The 18,419-nt window shown below is 73.5% G+C and carries 16 protein-coding genes (1 of these 16 only partly in view); 5 read left to right on the forward strand and 11 right to left on the reverse strand.

Annotated features, from left to right (window positions below; all coding sequences use genetic code 11):
* Nucleotides 1–333, forward strand: the 3' portion of a protein-coding gene (locus tag OCT49_RS14350) for a cysteine hydrolase family protein (RefSeq protein WP_283852265.1). It extends 282 nt beyond the left edge of the window; only the last 333 of its 615 coding nucleotides appear in the window; its start codon lies beyond the left edge, outside the window; it ends in the stop codon at nucleotides 331–333.
* A gap of 20 nt (nucleotides 334–353) precedes the next feature.
* Here the strand turns inward: OCT49_RS14350 and proC are convergent, their stop codons facing one another.
* From proC to OCT49_RS14375, 5 genes are all read right to left on the reverse strand, one after another.
* Nucleotides 354–1,163: a pyrroline-5-carboxylate reductase gene (gene proC / locus OCT49_RS14355; RefSeq protein WP_283852266.1), complete on the reverse strand. Its 810-nt coding sequence runs from the start codon at nucleotides 1,161–1,163 to the stop codon at nucleotides 354–356.
* Nucleotides 1,164–1,275: 112 nt separating this feature from the next.
* A complete protein-coding gene (locus OCT49_RS14360; RefSeq protein WP_283852267.1) occupies nucleotides 1,276–2,001 on the reverse strand; it encodes an ABC transporter permease in 726 nt (241 codons plus the stop codon).
* Nucleotides 1,998–2,765, reverse strand: coding sequence for an ABC transporter ATP-binding protein (locus tag OCT49_RS14365; RefSeq protein WP_283852268.1), 768 nt, complete (start codon nucleotides 2,763–2,765; stop codon nucleotides 1,998–2,000). Before OCT49_RS14365 ends, OCT49_RS14360 begins: the two co-directional genes overlap by 4 nt.
* 213 nt (nucleotides 2,766–2,978) lie before the next feature.
* The gene (locus OCT49_RS14370) at nucleotides 2,979–3,530 is read right to left on the reverse strand and encodes a hypothetical protein (protein ID WP_283852269.1); all 552 of its coding nucleotides are present in this window, start codon (nucleotides 3,528–3,530) and stop codon (nucleotides 2,979–2,981) included.
* A 100-nt stretch (nucleotides 3,531–3,630) separates the two neighbouring features.
* Nucleotides 3,631–4,023, reverse strand: a complete 393-nt coding sequence (locus OCT49_RS14375; protein WP_283852270.1) for an SH3 domain-containing protein — start codon at nucleotides 4,021–4,023, stop codon at nucleotides 3,631–3,633.
* 123 nt (nucleotides 4,024–4,146) lie between these two features.
* On the opposite strand from OCT49_RS14375, the gene OCT49_RS14380 reads away from it, so the two are divergent.
* Nucleotides 4,147–6,489, forward strand: coding sequence for a serine/threonine-protein kinase (locus tag OCT49_RS14380; RefSeq protein WP_283852271.1), 2,343 nt, complete (start codon nucleotides 4,147–4,149; stop codon nucleotides 6,487–6,489).
* Nucleotides 6,490–6,683: 194 nt separating this feature from the next.
* Here the strand turns inward: OCT49_RS14380 and ilvD are convergent, their stop codons facing one another.
* The 4 genes from ilvD to OCT49_RS14400 form a co-directional block, all read right to left on the reverse strand.
* A complete protein-coding gene (ilvD, locus tag OCT49_RS14385; protein ID WP_283852272.1) occupies nucleotides 6,684–8,534 on the reverse strand; it encodes a dihydroxy-acid dehydratase in 1,851 nt (616 codons plus the stop codon).
* A gap of 194 nt (nucleotides 8,535–8,728) precedes the next feature.
* Nucleotides 8,729–9,337 (reverse strand): TetR/AcrR family transcriptional regulator, encoded by a 609-nt coding sequence (locus tag OCT49_RS14390; protein ID WP_283852273.1) that lies wholly within the window; start codon nucleotides 9,335–9,337, stop codon nucleotides 8,729–8,731.
* The gene (locus OCT49_RS14395; RefSeq protein ID WP_283852274.1) at nucleotides 9,334–10,161 is read right to left on the reverse strand and encodes a sugar phosphate isomerase/epimerase family protein; all 828 of its coding nucleotides are present in this window, start codon (nucleotides 10,159–10,161) and stop codon (nucleotides 9,334–9,336) included. The genes OCT49_RS14390 and OCT49_RS14395 overlap by 4 nt, the downstream gene beginning before the upstream one ends.
* 281 nt (nucleotides 10,162–10,442) lie before the next feature.
* Nucleotides 10,443–11,390 carry a Ppx/GppA family phosphatase gene (locus OCT49_RS14400; protein WP_283852275.1) on the reverse strand — a complete coding sequence of 316 codons (948 nt, stop codon included), beginning with the start codon at nucleotides 11,388–11,390 and terminating at the stop codon, nucleotides 10,443–10,445.
* Nucleotides 11,391–11,591: 201 nt separating this feature from the next.
* On the opposite strand from OCT49_RS14400, the gene OCT49_RS14405 reads away from it, so the two are divergent.
* Entirely contained in the window at nucleotides 11,592–12,452 is an 861-nt protein-coding gene (locus tag OCT49_RS14405; protein WP_283852276.1) for a DUF3109 family protein, read from the forward strand.
* 121 nt (nucleotides 12,453–12,573) lie between these two features.
* Here the strand turns inward: OCT49_RS14405 and OCT49_RS14410 are convergent, their stop codons facing one another.
* Entirely contained in the window at nucleotides 12,574–14,466 is a 1,893-nt protein-coding gene (locus OCT49_RS14410) for a BACON domain-containing protein (RefSeq protein WP_283852277.1), read from the reverse strand.
* Between the two features lie 294 nt (nucleotides 14,467–14,760).
* Between OCT49_RS14410 and radA the strand changes: the two genes are divergently transcribed.
* Nucleotides 14,761–16,173, forward strand: a complete 1,413-nt coding sequence (gene radA / locus OCT49_RS14415; RefSeq protein WP_283852278.1) for a DNA repair protein RadA — start codon at nucleotides 14,761–14,763, stop codon at nucleotides 16,171–16,173.
* Nucleotides 16,174–16,253: 80 nt separating this feature from the next.
* Nucleotides 16,254–17,378 carry a DNA integrity scanning diadenylate cyclase DisA gene (gene disA, locus OCT49_RS14420; protein ID WP_283852279.1) on the forward strand — a complete coding sequence of 375 codons (1,125 nt, stop codon included), beginning with the start codon at nucleotides 16,254–16,256 and terminating at the stop codon, nucleotides 17,376–17,378.
* 209 nt (nucleotides 17,379–17,587) lie between these two features.
* On the opposite strand, the gene OCT49_RS14425 is transcribed toward disA, so the two are convergent.
* Nucleotides 17,588–18,406, reverse strand: a complete 819-nt coding sequence (locus OCT49_RS14425) for a hypothetical protein (protein WP_283852280.1) — start codon at nucleotides 18,404–18,406, stop codon at nucleotides 17,588–17,590.
* Nucleotides 18,407–18,419 lie beyond the last annotated feature (13 nt).

Raw genomic sequence — 18,419 nt, forward strand, 5'->3', positions numbered from 1 at the left:
CCGGAGGTGCTGGTCCGGAAGACCGTGAACTCGGCGTTCTACGGCGAGCCGGATCTGGGCGCCTGGCTGAAGGGCGCGGGGGTCTCGCAGTTCGTGGTCGTGGGCATCCAGACGAACATGTGCAACGAGACGACCGCGCGGATGGGCGGGAACCTCGGGTACGACGTGCTGTTCCCGCTGGACGCGATGCACACCTTCGACCTGGCCGGGCCCTTCGGCTGGACGCAGACCGCGGAGGAGCTGACCCGGGCGACGGCGGTGTCGCTGCACGGCGGGCGGTTCGCCCGGGTCGTGACCACGGCGGACGTGTTGAAGGGCGTATCCGCCCAGTAGGGGCTCAGCCCGGTAGGGGCTCAGCCGTTGCCGGAGGCGAGTTCGCGGCTGCGGTCGCGGGCGGCTTCGAGGGCGGCGATGAGGGCGGCGCGCACGCCGTGGTTCTCCAGCTCGCGGATGGCGCTGATGGTGGTGCCGGCCGGGCTGGTGACGGCCTCGCGGAGCTTGACCGGGTGCTCGCCGCTGTCGCGGAGCATGACGGCGGCGCCGATGGCGGCCTGGACGATCAGTTCGTGGGCCTGGGCGCGGGGCAGGCCGAGCAGGATGCCCGCGTCGGTCATCGCCTCGACGAGGAAGTAGAAGTAGGCGGGGCCGGAGCCGGAGAGGGCGGTCGCCGCGTCCTGCTGGGACTCGGGGACGCGGAGGGTCTTGCCGACGCCGCCGAAGATCGCCTCGGCGGCGTCGAGGTGGCCGGTGGTGGCGTGGCTGCCCGCGGAGATGACGGACATGCCCTCGTCGACCAGGACGGGGGTGTTCGGCATGACGCGCACGACCGGGGTCCCCCCGGTGAGGCGGTCCTCGATGGAGGCGGTCGTGATGCCCGCTGCGGCGCTGATGACCAGGCGGTCGGCGGTGACGTGCGGGGCGAGTTCGTCGAGCAGCCGGCCCATGTCCTGGGGCTTGACCGCGAGGATGAGGATGTCGGCGCGGGCGGCGGCCTCGGCGTTGGTGACGGACTCGACGCCGTAGCGGTTGTGGAGTTCCTCGGCGCGCTCGGAGCGGCGGGTGGTGACCAGCAGGTTCCCCGGGCGCCAGCCTGCCCGGATCATGCCGCTGAGCAGGGCCTCGCCGATCTTTCCGGTGCCGAGGACTGCAACTGTCTGGGTCATGTGGTTCACCCTCCGGGCGGTGCTCGCGGATCTCGGTGCGTGTGCCGACGGCGACGACGTGCTGTGGCGACGGGGCGTCGTGCCGACGCCGTCATCCTCGCACCGGGGCGGCTCAGGCCGTGCGGCGGCGGAGGGTGGCGGCGCCGAGGACGAGGACCAGGACGGCGCAGCCCGCGACGACCACGATGTCGCGGACGAAGTCGCCGGTGATGTCGGCGTGGTGGCGGACCTCGTTCATGCCGTCGACCGCGTACGACATGGGCAGGACGTTCGAGAGGGCTTCGAGGGCTGGGGCCATCCGGTCGCGGGGGACGAAGAGTCCGCAGAGCAGGAGCTGCGGGAAGATCACGGCGGGCATGAATTGGACGGCCTGGAACTCGGATGCGGCGAAGGCCGAGACGAACAGGCCCAGGGCCGTGCCGAGCAGGGCGACGAGGAGCAGCAGCCATGGGGAGCCGAGGACGTCCAGGCCGAGCGCCCACACCGAGACCGCGGTGGCCAGCAGGGACTGGAGGACCGCGACGGCGCCGAACGCGAGGGCGTAGCCGGCGATCAGGTCGCCCTTGCCGAGCGGCATCGCGAGGAGGCGTTCGAGGGTGCCGGAGGTGCGTTCGCGCAGGGTGGCGATCGAGGTCACCAGGAACATCGTGATCAGCGGGAAGATGCCGAGGAGCGAGGCGCCGATGGCGTCGAAGGTGCTGGGGCTGCCGTCGAACACGTACCGGAGCAGCGTGATCATCAGGACCGGGACCAGGAGCAGCAGGGCGACGGTACGGGGGTCGTGGGCCAGTTGGCGCAGGACCCGGGCGGCGGTGGCGAGGGTGCGGGCCGGGCTCATTCGGCGGTCTCCTGACGGGTGGCGGCGCGGTCGACCAGGTGGAGGAAGGCCGCTTCGACGGTGTCGGAGCGGGCGACGGTGCGCAGTGCCTCGGGAGTGCCGTCGGCGAGGATCGCGCCCTCGCGCATGAGGAGCAGCCGGTGGCAGCGTTCGGCCTCGTCCATGACGTGGGAGGAGACGAGGAGGGTGGTGCCGTGCTCGTCGGCGAGGCGGTGGAAGAGGCTCCACAGGTCGCGGCGGAGCACGGGGTCCAGGCCCACGGTCGGTTCGTCGAGGACCAGGAGTTCCGGGGCGCCGAGCAGGGCGACGGCCAGGGAGACGCGGGTGAGCTGGCCGCCGGAGAGGGCTCCGGCGAGGGCGTCGGCGCGGTCGGCCAGGTCGACCTCGGTGAGGACGCGCGCGACGTCGGTGCGGCGGGCATCCCGGTGCCGGCGTCCCGGCCGGAGGATCGCCGCGAAGTGATCGAGGTTCTGCCGGACGGTCAGGTCGGTGTGGACCGACGGGTTCTGGGTGACGTAGCCGACGCGCGGGCGGAGGGTGGGGTGGCCCGCGGGGCTGCCGAGCACGAGGAGGGTGCCGGTGACCTTGGCCTGGGTGCCCACGACGGCACGCATCAGGGTGGATTTGCCGCAGCCGGAGGGGCCGAGGAGGCCGGTGATCCTGCCGGGCCGGACGGTGAAGTCGAGGCCGCGGAGGACGGTGCGGTTGCCTCGTACGACGGTGAGGCCACGGGCCTCGACGGCGACGCCCGAAGAATTCATCATGCGATGAATTTTTCTCCCGGCTCATCCACCCGTCAAGGAAACGAACAGGACAGGACGGGGCCGGGCGGAGTCGGGGCAGGACCAGGGGAGGGCCGGGCGGAGGGCGTGCGGGGGTGCGAAGGCACGGGCGGCGGGAGCGCGGAAGCGCGGAAGCGCGGGCGGCGGGAACGCGGGGGTCCAGCAGTGCGGAGGAAGGGAGGCGGAAGCGCGGGGTTACTTGCGCTTGGGGCGCTTGCCCTTGGTGTTCTTGCGGGCCGCCGGGTTCCCGGTGCGGGCCGAGCGACGCTTCTCGTAACGGGCCAGGGCCGTCTCGTACTCCGTGCGGTGCAGCCGCTCGCCCGGTGCCTCCCGGAACGTACGGAGGAAGTACGCGAGCAGCGAGCCGACGAAGCCGATCGTCTTGAGGCCGCGCAGGTTGGCCTCGCGCACCGGGTCGGTGGGGCGGCGGTTGAACCCTTCCCACGTCTTGCGGAAGGCGATGGCGCTGCAGATGGCGAACATCAGGACCACCAGCATGCCGACGAAACCGCCCACGTCGGCGATCTCCAGCCCCTGGTAGGCGAAGCGGAGCACGAAGCAGGCGGCGACCGCCGCGACCAGGGAGCCGATCGAGACCCCGACCCGGCGCAGCCCGTAACCCCCGCTGTGGTCGACCCAGGTCGTACCGAAGAAGCGCAGGGGCTCGGGCTGCGGGCCGGGGGTGGAACCGGGCGCGGTGCTGCCGGGCGCGGGGCCGGAACCGGGGGCTTCGCTGTTCTCGCTCACGAGGTCGATTATCCCCGCGCCGTCGCCGCCCCTGCCGCGATCCCCGTCACGCCCGCGCCCGTCCCCGTACCCCGCGGTGCCCCGTATCCGCCGGGCGTCGTCAGTCGCAGCGCGGGGCGATGTAGCCGTCGCTGCCGGTGTGGACGTAGGCGTCCGAGACGAACTGGCCGTTGGCGATGTTGTCCCAGAGGTTCGAGGTGCCGTACGGGCCGGTGACCCGCTCCCCCGGCTTCTGGCAGTAGACCGGGACCCGCATTCCGTACGGGAGGGTCCTGACGATCCCGTACTTGGTGCCCGGTCCCCGGCGGACGTTGACGCGGTAGCCGGGCGCGATCGGGTACCTGGGGACGTCGCCGGAACCGGCGAGCGCCTCCACCTCCTCGGCGCCGTCGGCGGCGGTGGCCGTGACCGTGGCGGTGTCGTCGGCGTGCTCCCCCGTGCGCTCTTCCACGCGCTTTTCCGTGTGCTCTTCCGTGCGCTCTTCCGTGGCCATGTGGCCCTCCCCCGTTGAGAGTTGGGTGTACGACGCGCAGGCTACATAGCTCCCCCCGGATCTCACGCACCATCGACTAGGCTCCGTGCGTCGCGCTTGCGGACGAACACACGGGGGTGGGCGATGCCGCCGCTGCGAGGGACCGGGACCGATCCGGAAGCGGAGCATCCGGAGTACGCCGGGCAGTACTGCCTCGAGGCACGTCTCGGCGCGGGCGGCATGGGCGTGGTGCATCTGGCGCGCTCCGCCTCCGGCCTTCAGCTCGCCGTCAAGGTGGTGCACCAGCAGTACGCGGCGGATCCCGAGTTCAGGGCGCGTTTCCGGCAGGAGGTCGGGGCCGCCCGGCGGGTCAGCGGCGCCTTCACGGCACCGGTGGTCGACGCCGATCCGGACGCGGTGCTGCCCTGGATGGCCACCCTCTACGTACCCGGCCCCACCCTCGCCGACCAGGTGAAGCGGAACGGGCCGATGGCCCCCGCGGAACTGCGCAGGCTGACGGCGGGGCTCGCCGAGGCGCTGCGCGACATCCACCGGGCCGGGGTGATCCACCGCGACCTCAAGCCGAGCAACGTGCTGCTCTCCGACTCCGGCCCCAAGGTCATCGACTTCGGGATCTCCCGGCCGTACGACAGCGATCTGCGCACCGAGACGGGCAAGTTGATCGGCTCGCCGCCGTACATGGCGCCCGAGCAGTTCCAGCGACCGCGCGAGGTCGGGCCCGCCGCCGATGTGTTCGCCCTGGGGGGCGTGCTCGTCCACGCGGCGACCGGCCGGGGGCCCTTCGACTCGGCCAGCCCGTACATCGTGGCCTACCAGGTGGTGCACGACGAGGCCGATCTGACGGGCGTGCCGGAGGACCTGGTCCCGCTGATCGGGCAGTGCCTGGCGAAGGACCCCGCCGGGCGGCCCACCCCGGACGAGATCATGCGGGCGCTGCGCCCTCCGTCGTACGAGGCCGCCGCGTTCATACCGTCGCAGCGGCGACCGGCGGCGGCCTTCGAGCCGACGGCTGCGGTGTCGGCGCTGGTGCCGGGGAACGTGCCGGGGAGCGACGCGGAAACCGCCCCGGGCCCGGACGCTGACACGCACGTGGGTGCGGGTGCGTCGGGCAGGAGGGAGCGGACCGGCGGGGCGGCGGGGAAAGGGTCCGGGCGGCGGTGGCTGGCGGCCACCGCGGCGCTGCTGGTCGTGGGGGCCGGTGGGGTGTGGGCGGCCGGTGCGGTGGGCGGCTCGGGCGGTTCGGGCGGTACTGGTGAGTCGGGTGGGACCGGCGGGGCCAAGGGGGTGGCGGATGCGTTCGCGCCGTGGCGGACGTCGCTGCGTACCGCCGGAAGCTCGACGCCGGTCTGTTCCCCGGCGGGCGGGGTCGATGGGGCGGAGGCACCGGGCGACTCCGGGGGGACGGAAGGCGACGGCGGCGGTCCCGTCGCGCTGTACTGCGCGGCGGGCGGTGTCGGGGTCGCCCGGCTGGACCCCTCGGACGGCCGGGTGCTGTGGTCCCGTACCGCTGCGGCGGCCGATGCCGAGGCCGAGGCCGATTCCGGCACCGATGCCGGTGCCGGTGCCGGCGACGTCCCGGCGGTCGGTGTCGTGTCGGTCTCCGGCGGTCTGGTGCACACGGCGGTGCCGGGCGGGAGGCTCCGGGCGTACGACCCCGCCCGGGGCGAGCAGGTCTGGGACACGGACCTCTCCGCGTACGTGGGCACCCCGTTCGCCGCGGGCGACTCACTGCTGCTCGTCGCCGAGGACGGCACGACCGAGGCGCTCGACGCGGCGACCGGGGTGTCCCTGTGGCGGCATCCGCTCACCGGCCACCAGCGCCCGGACTACGCGCTGTACGACGGGACGACGGGGCTGGCCTACGCGTTCGAGCACTCGGCCTACGGGTCCACCACGCTGATCACGGCCGTGGACGCGAAGACGGGGCGCGCGAGGTGGCAGCGGCGGCTGGACGGGATGCTGACCCCGGTGGGGTCCGCCGCCGGCGCGCTCGTCCTGACCGCCATGAACGGGGACGCCCAGACGGTCGGGCTGGTCCGCTACGACCCCGGGCGGCGGCACGTCGAACGGGTGGCGCTGCCGTTCCGGATGAACGAGCCGGAGGTCGTGGTGGGCGGTGACACCGCCTATCTGCTGGCGCACGGCGGCACCCTGGTCGCCGTCGACACCCGGGCCGGGGGCGAGAAGGCGGTGCGCTGGCAGCTGGAGACCGCCGCCGGACGGACGTCGGCCCCCGTGCTCGCCGCCGGGAACCGGCTGTACTTCTCCGCGGCGGACGGGCGGCTGCTCGCCGTGGACACCGAGCGCGGCACGTTGCTGGGCCAGACGGGCCCGCGGCTGCGGGGCGGGAAGCTCACGTACTCCTCGCTCCTGCCCGCCCCCGTGGCCGCCGAGCGGACCGTCTTCGGGACGGCGCCCGACGGGTCGGTGTTCGCCGTGGACGGGAAGGACCCCGCCGGCTGGTGAGCACGGGGCGAGCGGGATGAGCGGGGCGGGTGGAGCAGACGGGGCGGGTGGAGCAGACGGGCGGCGGCACCGGACCCCGGGAGCGCTCGTGGGAGAGGCCCGGACCCCGGGTGGAAGCGGGGCCGGGCCTTCCCGGTCGATGAGTCGACGGGCCGTGAGGCCGTGAAGGGCGTCGGCGAGCCGTCGGCGGGACGTCAGCCGAGCTTGGTCACGTCCCGCACCGCGCCCCGGTCCGCGCTCGTGGCCATCGCGGCGTACGCGCGCAGCGCCACCGAGACCTTGCGCTCGCGGTTCTTCGGCGCGTACACGCCGTTCAGCGCCTCGCGGCGACCGGCCAGCTCGGCCTCGGGGACCAGCAGCTCGATCGAGCGGTTCGGGATGTCGATCCTGATCCGGTCGCCGTCCTCGACCAGCGCGATCGTGCCGCCCGACGCGGCCTCCGGCGACGCGTGGCCGATGGACAGGCCCGACGTGCCGCCGGAGAAACGGCCGTCGGTCACCAGGGCGCAGCTCTTGCCGAGGCCGCGGCCCTTGAGGAAGGAGGTGGGGTAGAGCATCTCCTGCATGCCGGGGCCGCCGCGCGGGCCCTCGTAGCGGATGACGACGACGTCGCCCTCCTTGATCTCCTTGCGGAGGATCTTGTCCACGGCCTCGTCCTGCGACTCGCAGACGACCGCCGGGCCCTCGAAGGTCCAGATCGACTCGTCGACGCCCGCCGTCTTCACGACGCAGCCGTCCACCGCGAGGTTCCCCTTGAGGACCGCCAGGCCGCCGTCCTTGGAGTACGCGTGCGCCAGGTCGCGGATGCAGCCGCCGGCGGCGTCGAGGTCGAGGGAGTCCCAGCGCTCGGACTGCGAGAAGGCGGTGGCGGAACGGACGCATCCGGGGGCCGCGTGCCACAGCTCGACGGCCTCGGGGGACGGCGAGCCGCCGCGGACGTCCCAGTTCTTCAGCCACTCGGCGAGGGAGTCGGAGTGGACCGAGTGCACGTTCTCGTCGAGCAGTCCGCCGCGGTGCAGCTCGCCGAGGATGGCGGGGATGCCGCCGGCCCGGTGCACGTCCTCCATGTAGTACGTGCCGCCGGGGGCCACGTTGGGCGCGACCTTCGCCAGACAGGGGACGCGGCGCGAGACCGCGTCGATGTCGGCGAGGTCGTAGTCCAGCTCGGCCTCCTGCGCGGCGGCCAGCAGGTGCAGGATCGTGTTGGTGGAGCCGCCCATCGCGATGTCGAGCGCCATCGCGTTGTCGAACGCGGCACGGGTGCCGATGGAGCGGGGCAGGACCGTCGCGTCGTCCTGCTCGTAGTAACGCCTGGTGATCTCGACGACCGTGCGGCCCGCCTCCTCGTACAGCGCCCGGCGGGCGGTGTGCGTGGCGAGGACTGAGCCGTTGCCCGGCAGGGACAGGCCCAGGGCCTCGGTCAGGCAGTTCATCGAGTTGGCGGTGAACATGCCGGAACAACTGCCGCAGGTGGGGCAGGCGTTCTCCTCGATGCGGAGGATGTCCTCGTCCGAGATGCTCTCGTCCACGGCGTCGCTGATCGCGTTGACCAGGTCGAGCTTGCGGACCGTGCCGTCGACGAGGGTGGCCTTGCCGGCCTCCATCGGACCGCCGGAGACGAAGACCGTCGGGATGTCGAGGCGCATCGCGGCCATCAGCATGCCGGGGGTGATCTTGTCGCAGTTGGAGATGCAGATCAGCGCGTCCGCGCAGTGCGCCTCGACCATGTACTCGACGGAATCGGCGATCAGGTCGCGGGAGGGGAGGCTGTACAGCATCCCGCCGTGGCCCATCGCGATGCCGTCGTCGACGGCGATGGTGTTGAACTCGCGCGGCACGGCGCCCGCGGCCCTGATGGCCTCGGAGACGATCCGGCCGACCGGCGCCAGGTGGGTGTGGCCGGGGACGAACTCGGTGAAGGAGTTGGCGACCGCGATGATCGGCTTGCCGATGTCCTCGCTCGCTACGCCCGAGGCCCGCATAAGGGCGCGGGCGCCCGCCATGTTCCGGCCGTGGGTGACAGTGCGGGACCTCAGCTGGGGCATCGTCTCTCGCTCCTTCGACATCAAAGACTGTTTCCGAGCGTACGCCCCCGGCTCCAAGATCTGGACACATCGTCCGCCATGCGGGACGGGGTGCTCGGTGGGTGGTCGGTACGGAAACGCTACGGGACCGGGGGCGGGGCGGGCGACCGAGCAGGTGGGAGCGGGGGCCGCGCCGTGGGGGTGGGCCGCGGGGCTCAGGTCTCCGTCAGATAGCGCTGGAGCGTCGGCGCGACCATCCCGACGATCTTCTCGGGCGGCGCCGAGGCCAGCGGCTCCGTCCGGAGCACGTAACGCATCATCACGATCCCGATCATGTGCGAGGCCGCCAGTTCCGCGCGGAACGTGGGGTCCGGTACGTCCAGCGTCTCCGCCACGCGCTCCAGGAGCCGGCGCAGCACGAAGCCCCGCAGCACCTTCGCCGCCGCCTCGTGCGTCAGCGCGGACCGCATGATCGCCAGCAGCGGGGCCCTGGACGCCGGGTTCTCCCACACGGAGAGGAAGTAGCGGGCCAGCCGTTCCCCCAGGCCGTCCGGGCCCTCGCCCAGGACGGCCGGGATCACCAGGGCCGGTTCGAAGGACAGCTCGACGGCGGCGGCGAAGACCTCGTCCTTCGTACCGAAGTAGTGGTGGACCAGGGCGGCGTCCACGCCCGCCGCCCTGGCCACGCCCCGGATCGACGTCTTGTCGTAGCCGCGCTCCGCGAATTCGGTGCGGGCCGCGTCGAGGATGCGGGTGCGCGCGTCCGGGCCGTCGGGACCGGTGGTGCGGGAGGGGCGGCCGCGGCGCTTGGGGCCGTCGGTCACGGGCGCGGCGCCCGGTCCGGGGACGACGCCAGGTGGAGCCGGGTGAAGGCCAGGGCCTCCGCCAGGTCGGCCTCGCGTTCGGCGGTGGACATGGCGCGGCGGGTATTGACCTCGATGACGACGTGGCCGTCGAAGCCGGTGCGGGCCAGGTGCTCCAGGAGTTCGGCGCAGGGCTGGTCGCCGCGGCCGGGTACGAGGTGCTCGTCCTTGTTGGAGCCCTTGCCGTCGGCGAGGTGGACGTGGGCGAGGCGGTCGCCCATCCGCCCGACCATGGCCATGCCGTCGGTGCGGGCCGTCGCGGTGTGCGAGAGGTCCACGGTGAAGTGGCGGTAGTCGTTGTCGGTGACGTCCCACTCGGGGGCGTACGCGAGCATCTCGCGGTCCCGGTAGCGCCAGGGGTACATGTTCTCGACGGCGAACCGCACGTCGGTCTCGTCGGCCATGCGCCAGATCCCGGTGACGAAGTCGCGCGCGTAGTTGCGCTGCCACCGGAACGGCGGGTGGACGACCACGGTCGTCGCCCCCAGCTTCTCCGCCGCGTTCCGGGCCCGCTGGAGCTTCACCCACGGATCGGTGGACCAGACGCGCTGGGTGATCAGCAGGCAGGGCGCGTGGACGGCGAGGATCGGTACCCGGTGGTGGTCCGAGAGCCTGCGCAGCGCCTCGATGTCCTGGCTGACCGGATCGGTCCACACCATGACCTCGACGCCGTCGTAACCGAGACGCGCGGCGATCTCGAAGGCCGTCGCCGTCGACTCCGGGTAGACGGAGGCCGTCGACAGGGCGACCTTCGCATCCGGGATGCGCACCACTGGTTCTGCCACTGGAACAGCGTACGGGCAGCCGTACGCCGGACCGAGGGTTCCGGGCGGAAAGTGAGCAGGGCCATGTGGCGGATTCCGGCCGCCGCACGACCCCCGGACCGCCTCCCGCCCGGCCCCGGCCGGCCTCCCGCCCGGTCCCGACCGGCCCTTCCGTACGGCCCACGACCGGCCTTTTCGTACGGGCTCGGCACGTCCCGTACGACCTCCGGGGCCGCCTCGCGTACGGGCCCGGCGTACCCCGCGCACTCGGCACGCCACCGCGCGGCTCGGCGCGCCCCCGCTCAGCTCAGCGCGGCCCGCTCCGCCGGCAGGTGGTCCAGGCGGCGCAGGATGACGCCCTCGCGCAGCGCCCAGGGGCAGATCTCCAGCTCCTCGACCTCGAACAGGTCCATGGCTCCCTCGGCGACCAGCGCCCCGGCGAGCAGCTGGCCGGCCCGGCCCTCGGAGACGCCTGGCAGGGTGCTCCGCTGCTCGACGGTCATCGTCGCCAGCTTCGGCACCCAGTCCTCCAGCGCCTTGCGGGTGAGGCCGCGCTGCACGTACAGGCCCTCGGTGGAGCGCGCGGCGCCCGCGATCCTGGCGAGCTGCTTGAAGGTCTTGGAGGTGGCCACGACGTGGTCCGGGCGGCCGAGGCGGGTGAACTCCCCGACGCTGCGGGCGATGCCGGCCCGCACGTGGCGGCGCAGCGCCTTCACCTCCGCCGGGTCCGGCGGGTCGCCCGGCAGCCATCCGGCGGTGAGCCGGCCGGCCCCGAGCGGCAGCGACACCGCGGCGGCCGGCTCCTCGTCCATGCCGTAGGCGATCTCCAGCGAACCGCCCCCGATGTCCAGCACCAGCAGCCGCCCCGACGACCAGCCGTACCAGCGGCGGGCGGCGAGGAAGGTGAGCCGGGCCTCCTCCGCGCCGCTGAGGACGGCGAGTTCGACGCCCGTCTCCTCGCGCACCCGGGCCAGCACCTGGTCGACGTTGCTCGCCTCGCGCACCGCGGACGTGGCGAACGGCAGCACGTCCTCGCAGCCCTTGTCCTCGGCGGCCTGGAGCGCGTCGGTGATCGTCGCCACCAGCCGGTCCACGCCCTCGGGGCCTATCGCCCCGTCCTCGTCGAGGAGTTCGGCCAGGCGCAGTTCCGCCTTGTGCGAGTGCGCGGGCAGGGGGCGGGCCCCGGGGTGCGCGTCCACCACCAGCAGGTGCACCGTGTTCGAACCCACGTCGAGGACTCCGAGTCTCATACCCGGAACGCTACCGGCCCCGCGGACTCAGGCCGACCGACAATCGGGAGGCGGCGTCGCGGGGCCGGGCACGCACATCTGCGGCGTTGTCGTCAATCAACAACGCTCCGCGTTGCCTCAATCCTCCGCCTTGCATCTGCACGCACCCAGCTCCGCTCCTTCTCCCACCCCCCAATTGCCGGTCGGCCTTACCCTTGGCGCGTGCCAAAGACGAAAAAGGCGAAGCCGGGCAAAAACACGAAGAAGCAGAGAACGAAGCAGGAGATGCGGCAGGAAGTGAACGGGCCGGACCGGGCCGGGGACCGGGTCGAGGACGAGAAGGGGATCGATTTCGCACGCGCCTGGGTCGAGTTCCCGGACCCCGCGGACGACGAACAGATCTTCCGCTGCGACCTGACCTGGCTGACCTCCAGGTGGACCTGCGTCTTCGGCAGCGGCTGCCAGGGCATCCAGGCGGGGCGCGCGGACGACGGGTGCTGCACGCTGGGCGCGCACTTCTCGGACGAGGACGACGAGGAGCGGGTGGCGGGCCACGTCGCACGGCTGACCCCCGAGCTGTGGCAGTTCCACGACGTCGGTACGGAGACGGGCTGGGTCCAGGTCGACGACGACGGGGAACGCCAGACGCGGCGCTGGAAGGGCTCCTGCATCTTCCAGAACCGCCCCGGCTTCGCGGCGGGCGCGGGCTGTTCGCTGCACATCCTGGCACTGCGGGAGGGCCGGGAGCCCCTGGAGACCAAGCCGGACGTCTGCTGGCAGCTGCCGATCCGGCGCACGTACGACTGGATCGACCGGCCCGACGACACCCGGGTGCTCCAGGTGTCGATCGGCGAGTACGACCGCAGGGGCTGGGGCCCGGGCGGCCACGACCTGCACTGGTGGTGCACGTCGGCGACCTCGGCGCACGGGGCCGGGGAGCCGGTCTACGTGTCCTACCGCCCCGAACTCGTCGAGCTGATGGGCAAGAAGGCGTACGCCCGCCTGGTCGAGCTGTGCGAGGAGCGGCTGTCCGCGCTCCTGCCGATGGCCCCGCACCCGGCGGACCCGGTCGATCCGGCGTAACGGCATGACGGCATGACGGCATGACGGCATGACGGCATGACGGCATGACCGTACGGGCCCGAGGGCACGACCGGCCCGGGGATCCGGACGGGCCCCAAGGGTCCGGGCGGGCCCGGCGTCCTCAGTCCGGTGGGGTGGAGCCGCCCGGGCCGGTGGGGGTCGGGGGGTGGGACGGGTCCGGGGACGACGGGCCGGTCGGGCCCGGGTCCGTCGGTGACGGCGCGGTGTCGCTGGGGCCGGGGGTCGGCCCGGTCGACTGCGTGGGCCGCGGCGAGGAGGCGGGCGGGGCGGACGGGCGGGGAGTGACGGAGGGTGCGGCCGGCCCGGGTTCGCCGGGCGCCGGCTCCGCCGCCCCGTGCCCCCTGATCACCACCGCGGCCCCCGACGGGGCGAGTCCGACGCGCGCGCTCCACGGGCCGGACGGTTCCCGCCGGTGGTCCACGAGGACGCGGACCGTGACGCTCTCGCCCGCGGCGAGCGTGCCCGAGCCACGGCTCAGGCCCAGCCAGGACGCGTTGGCGCGGGCCGACCAGGCGACGGGGGCGCCGCCCGACGCGGTCAGCCGGATCAGGGTCGTGCCGCCGGACGAACGGGCCTCGACGGTGAGCCCGCCGGCGCCGTCCCGGCCCGCGCTGACCACCTCCGCCGAGACGTCCGGGGCCCGGCCGTCCCCGAAGCGGGCCTCGGGCCGGGGCCGGGCGTTGCCCGTGTTCTCGTAATGACCGTCCGAGGCGCCGTCGTGCTCGTGCCGGGTGTCGGTCTCGGTGGCGGCGACCGACGAGCCCTCGCGGCCCCCACCGGCCTGCGGCGCGCCCCGGTAGGCCGTCCACAGCGCGATCATCGGGGCCGCGACGACCGTCGCGACCACCGTCGTCGTGACGACCCCGGCCCGCAGCCGGTCGCGGCGCGCGGCGTGGTCCTTCGGGTTCATGGGGAAGCCCGCCCGGTCGAACCGGGGGCCGCCCGAGCGGTTGCGCCGGGCGTGCGCCAGCGCGACGTACGCGGAGGGCCGGGGCGCCTCGACGACCGGCAGCGCGGCGGCCGGGGCGACCGCGGCGCCCGGCCACGGCCCCCGGGCGCCGGCCCGCTCGGCGGCCCCGCGGCAGCGGGGGCAGTCGTCGACGTGCCGGACGAGCTCGCGGCGCAGGGTGGTGGAGAGCAGGACGCGGCGGTCGCCGGTGAGCCGGGCGACGAGCGGACAGTTGCCGGTCTCGGCGACGGCGAGGGCGGCGCGGGTGCGTTCCACCTCGCAGGACGCGGCGGCCAGGAGCTCGCGGGCGGCCGCCGGGGCGAGGCCCAGCACGGAGGCGACGGCGGCCGGGGCAAGGCGGTGGCGCACCGCCAGTTCGAGCGCCTCGCGCTGTTCGGGGGTGGTGCCCGCGGCCTCGGGCCAGGCCAGCTGGGCGAGTTCGCGGCGGTGCGCCTCGGCTGCGGCCTCGGACTCGGGGGCGCACCCCGGACCGCCCTGCGCACCGGCCTGCACGAGAGGGGCGGCGGGGGTCTTCGCGGCGGCGGTCGGGGACGCACGGCGTCCGGTCCGCGACCCCGGGGCGGCCGTACCGCCCGGCTGCCTGGCCGAGGGACCGCCCGGGGAGCCGCCCGGCTGCTTGCCGGGCGGGCCGCCCGCCCCCTTGGTCTCCTGCTGCACCGGCAGCCGCCCCGGCCGCTTCCCGGCCTTGTGCCGGTGCGGCCTGCTGCCCTGCTTCTGGTCGGCGAGCCTGCGCATGCACATCCACCTGGCCAGGGCGTACAGCCAGGATTTACGTTCCTCCTCGCCCGGCGGGCACCGGCCCTCCTGTCGTTCCGCGATCGCGAGCACCCCGCCGAGCGCCTCGATGGCGGCGTCGTGGTCGCAGAGCACGGAGAGGCAGTAGGTGAACAGGCCGTCGAGATGTGGTTCGTAACGAGCGGGCGGGCGGCATGGCGAGGAGTGCGTCGAGAGGTGGGGCGCACCGTGCCTCGCCCGGTGTGCGCCGGTGGTGTGCGTGGGTGGCTCCAGACTGCTGCTCGTCACCTTGCGACCGTAGGCAGCGCAAGGCACATCTTTGGCCATCCTTCGGCAGTTTTAAGCCTTACGGGTGAACGTATCCCTCGAAAGGGGACAGGAATACCTCATTCCGTCGAAGCCGAGCGGGCTCCGGGGCGCGCCCCCGTCCGCTCCGGCGCGCACATCCACCCGCGCGGGGCGGCTCTGGGCGGCCACGGACAGCTCCGGACGGCCTCCCGGACGGCCTCCGGACCGGCGGGCACCCGGCGGCACCCGGCGGCACCCGGCGGGACTGTCGGACCCCACCTATACGGTTGCGACATGGCTGCCCGTACGAAATCCGCGAAGGACCGGCCGTCTTACCGCTGCACCGAGTGCGGCTGGACGACCGCCAAATGGCTCGGCCGTTGCCCCGAATGCCAGGCGTGGGGGACGGTCGAGGAGTTCGGCGGCGCCCCCGCCGTGCGGACCACCGCGGCGGGCCGGGTCAGTGCCGCCGCGCTCCCCATCGGCCAGGTCGACAGCCGGCAGGCCACCGCCAGATCGACCGGCGTCGGCGAGCTGGACCGGGTGCTCGGCGGCGGCCTCGTGCCCGGGGCCGTGGTGCTCCTGGCGGGCGAGCCGGGCGTCGGCAAGTCGACGCTGCTGCTGGACGTCGCGGCGAAGGCGGCGAGCGACGACCACCGCACGCTCTACGTCACGGCCGAAGAGTCCGCGAGCCAGGTGCGGCTGCGCGCCGACCGGATCCGGGCGATCAACGACCACCTCTACCTCGCCGCGGAGACGGACCTGTCCGCCGTCCTCGGTCATCTGGACGCGGTCAAGCCCTCGCTCCTCATCCTCGACTCCGTGCAGACCGTCGCGTCGCCCGAGATCGACGGGGCGCCGGGCGGCATGGCGCAGGTCCGGGAGGTCGCCGGGGCCCTCATCCGGGCCTCCAAGGAGCGCGGCATGTCCACGCTGCTGGTCGGTCACGTCACCAAGGACGGGGCGATCGCGGGCCCCCGGCTGCTGGAGCACCTCGTCGACGTGGTGCTGTCCTTCGAGGGCGACCGCCACGCCCGCCTGCGGCTCGTGCGCGGCGTCAAGAACAGGTACGGCGCGACCGACGAGGTCGGCTGCTTCGAGCTGCACGACGAGGGCATCACCGGCCTCGCCGACCCCTCCGGTCTCTTCCTCACCCGGCGCGACGAGCCCGTGCCCGGCACCTGCCTCACCGTCACCCTGGAGGGCAAGCGCCCGCTGGTCGCCGAAGTGCAGGCGCTGACGGTCGATTCCCAGATCCCCTCGCCCCGGCGCACCACCTCGGGCCTGGAGACGTCCCGGGTGTCGATGATGCTCGCCGTGCTGGAGCAGCGCGGCCGGATCAGCGCGCTCGGCAAGCGGGACATCTACAGCGCGACGGTCGGCGGCGTGAAGCTCTCCGAGCCCGCGGCGGACCTCGCGGTCGCGCTGGCACTGGCCAGCGCGGCGAGCGACACCCCCCTGCCCAAGAACCTCGTCGCGATCGGCGAGGTGGGCCTCGCGGGCGAGGTCAGACGGGTCACGGGCGTCCAGCGCAGGCTGGCCGAGGCGCACCGGCTGGGCTTCACGCACGCGCTGGTCCCGACCGACCCGGGCAGGGTCCCGGCCGGTATGAAGGTCACAGAAGTCGCCAACATGGGTGATGCGCTGAGGGTCCTCCCGCGCCGACCCCGCGCACAGGCCCCGCAGGAGGAGAACGCGCGCCGGTAGACTTTGCCCTGGTCTCGACCGTCCGTACGAACGGAACGAGGGACGCAAGGGCACCGCGAACCTGTGACCGGAGGAGTGCAGTGGCAGCCAACGACCGGGCAGCAGCGCCCGGAAAGTCCGGCCAAGGCACCGGTAACGAGGCGCTGATGCGCACCTCGCTGAGCGCCGTCGCGCCCGGAATGGCGCTGCGGGACGGCCTGGAGCGCATCCTCCGCGGCAACACCGGCGGGCTGATCGTGCTCGGCATGGACAAGACCGTCGAGTCGATGTGCACCGGCGGATTCGTGCTGGACGTGGAGTTCACCGCGACGCGCCTGCGTGAGCTGGCCAAGCTCGACGGTGCCCTGATCCTCGACAAGGACATGACCAAGATCCTGCGGGCCGGCGTGCAGCTGGTCCCGGACGCCTCCATCCCCACCGAGGAGACCGGCACCCGCCACCGCACGGCGGACCGGGTCTCCAAGCAGTGCAACTTCCCGGTCGTCTCGGTCTCGCAGTCGATGCGCCTGATCGCGCTCTACGTGGACGGGGAGCGCCGGGTCCTGGAGGAGTCCGCCGCGATCCTCTCCCGGGCCAACCAGGCGCTCGCGACCCTGGAGCGGTACAAGCTCCGGCTCGACGAGGTCGCGGGCACGCTCTCCGCGCTGGAGATCGAGGACCTGGTGACGGTCCGGGACGTCACGGCCGTCGCCCAACGGCTCGAAATGGTCCGCCGGATCGCGACCGAGATCGCGGAGTACGTGGTCGAGTTGGGCACCGACGGCCGGCTTCTCTCGCTCCAGCTCGACGAGTTGATCGCGGGCGTCGAGCCGGAGCGCGAGCTGGTCGTGCGCGATTACGTGCCGGAGCCGACCGCGAAGCGCTCCCGCACGGTCGCCGAGGCGCTGACCGAGCTCGACGCGCTCTCCCACACCGAACTGCTCGAACTCCCGGTCGTGGCACGGGCGCTGGGCTACAGCGGCTCGCCCGAGACGCTGGACTCGGCGGTCTCGCCGCGCGGTTTCCGGCTGCTGGCGAAGGTGCCCCGGCTGCCCGGGGCGATCATCGACCGGCTGGTGGAGCACTTCGGCGGCCTGCAGAAGCTGCTCGCTGCCAGCGTGGACGACCTCCAGACCGTGGACGGCGTCGGCGAGGCGCGGGCCCGGAGCGTGCGCGAGGGCCTGTCCCGGCTGGCCGAGTCGTCGATCCTCGAACGGTACGTGTGACGTCGCGCGCGTACCCGTACGTCGCGCGCGTACCCGTACGTCGCACGCGTCTCGTACGCCGCGCCCGTACCCGTACGACGCGCGCGTACCCGTACGTACGTGCCGTGAACCCGTAGCCCCCGTGCCGTGAACCCGTGCGCGTCGTGAACCCGTAGTCCCCCGCGCCGTCCGGGAGTTCGTCCCGGACCGGGCTCCGTCGGTGCCGGTGGTCAGTCCTTCGCGAGGACGAACGAGGCGCGCTGCACCGGCTCGCCCGGCGCCTTCGCCTCGACCAGGTACGTCCCCGGGCCCACCGTCGCCGCGGACGGCGTCGCGCACTTCGGGGAGCTCTTCCGGCGGTCCCACTCCACGACGTGCACGACGGTCCGGCCCGCCGGGACCTCCAGCAGCAGGCTCCCGTCGCCCGGGCAGTCCGCGGAGGACCACACCTGGTTGTCGTCGCCACCTGCCTCGGTGACGGTGAGCACCGTGCTCTTCGGGCCGAGGTCGGCCTTGCATGCGGTGGCCGAGGTGTTCTTGGCGATCAGCCGGAACTCCGGCTTCTCGCCGGGGGCGTAGTCGAGTTCGGTGCGCAGGCTCAGCTGGAGTGCCGCGGGGACGCAGTCGGGGAGCGGGGAGGACGCGGGGACGCGACGGCCGGCCGTCGCGCCGTCGCCGCCCGTACCGCCGGACCCGGCGTCCGTGCCGTCGCCGGTGCCCGTACCGCCGCTGCCGCCGGAACCCCCGGTCGTGCCGTCGCCGGAGCCCGCGGACGCACCGCCGTCGCTTCCGTCCGACTCGTCCGGCTCGTCGCGTCCGCCCGGCTGTTGGGTGATGGCCGGGCCGGAACCGCTCGGTCCGGGCGTGATCGCATGCGCGGGACCCGAGCCGCTCGGCCGCGAGTCGTCCTTGTCCTCCTTGCCGCTGCCGGAGGTGACGACCCACACGATCAGCAGGGCGAGCAGCGCGACCAGCGTCGCCGCCACCGCCCTCCGCCGCCAGTAGATGCTGGAGGGAAGCGGCCCGATCGGATTACGCAAAGATCCCACGGCTCAAACTGTA

It is taken from the genome of Streptomyces sp. ML-6, assembly GCF_030116705.1.
Lineage (GTDB): Bacteria > Actinomycetota > Actinomycetes > Streptomycetales > Streptomycetaceae > Streptomyces.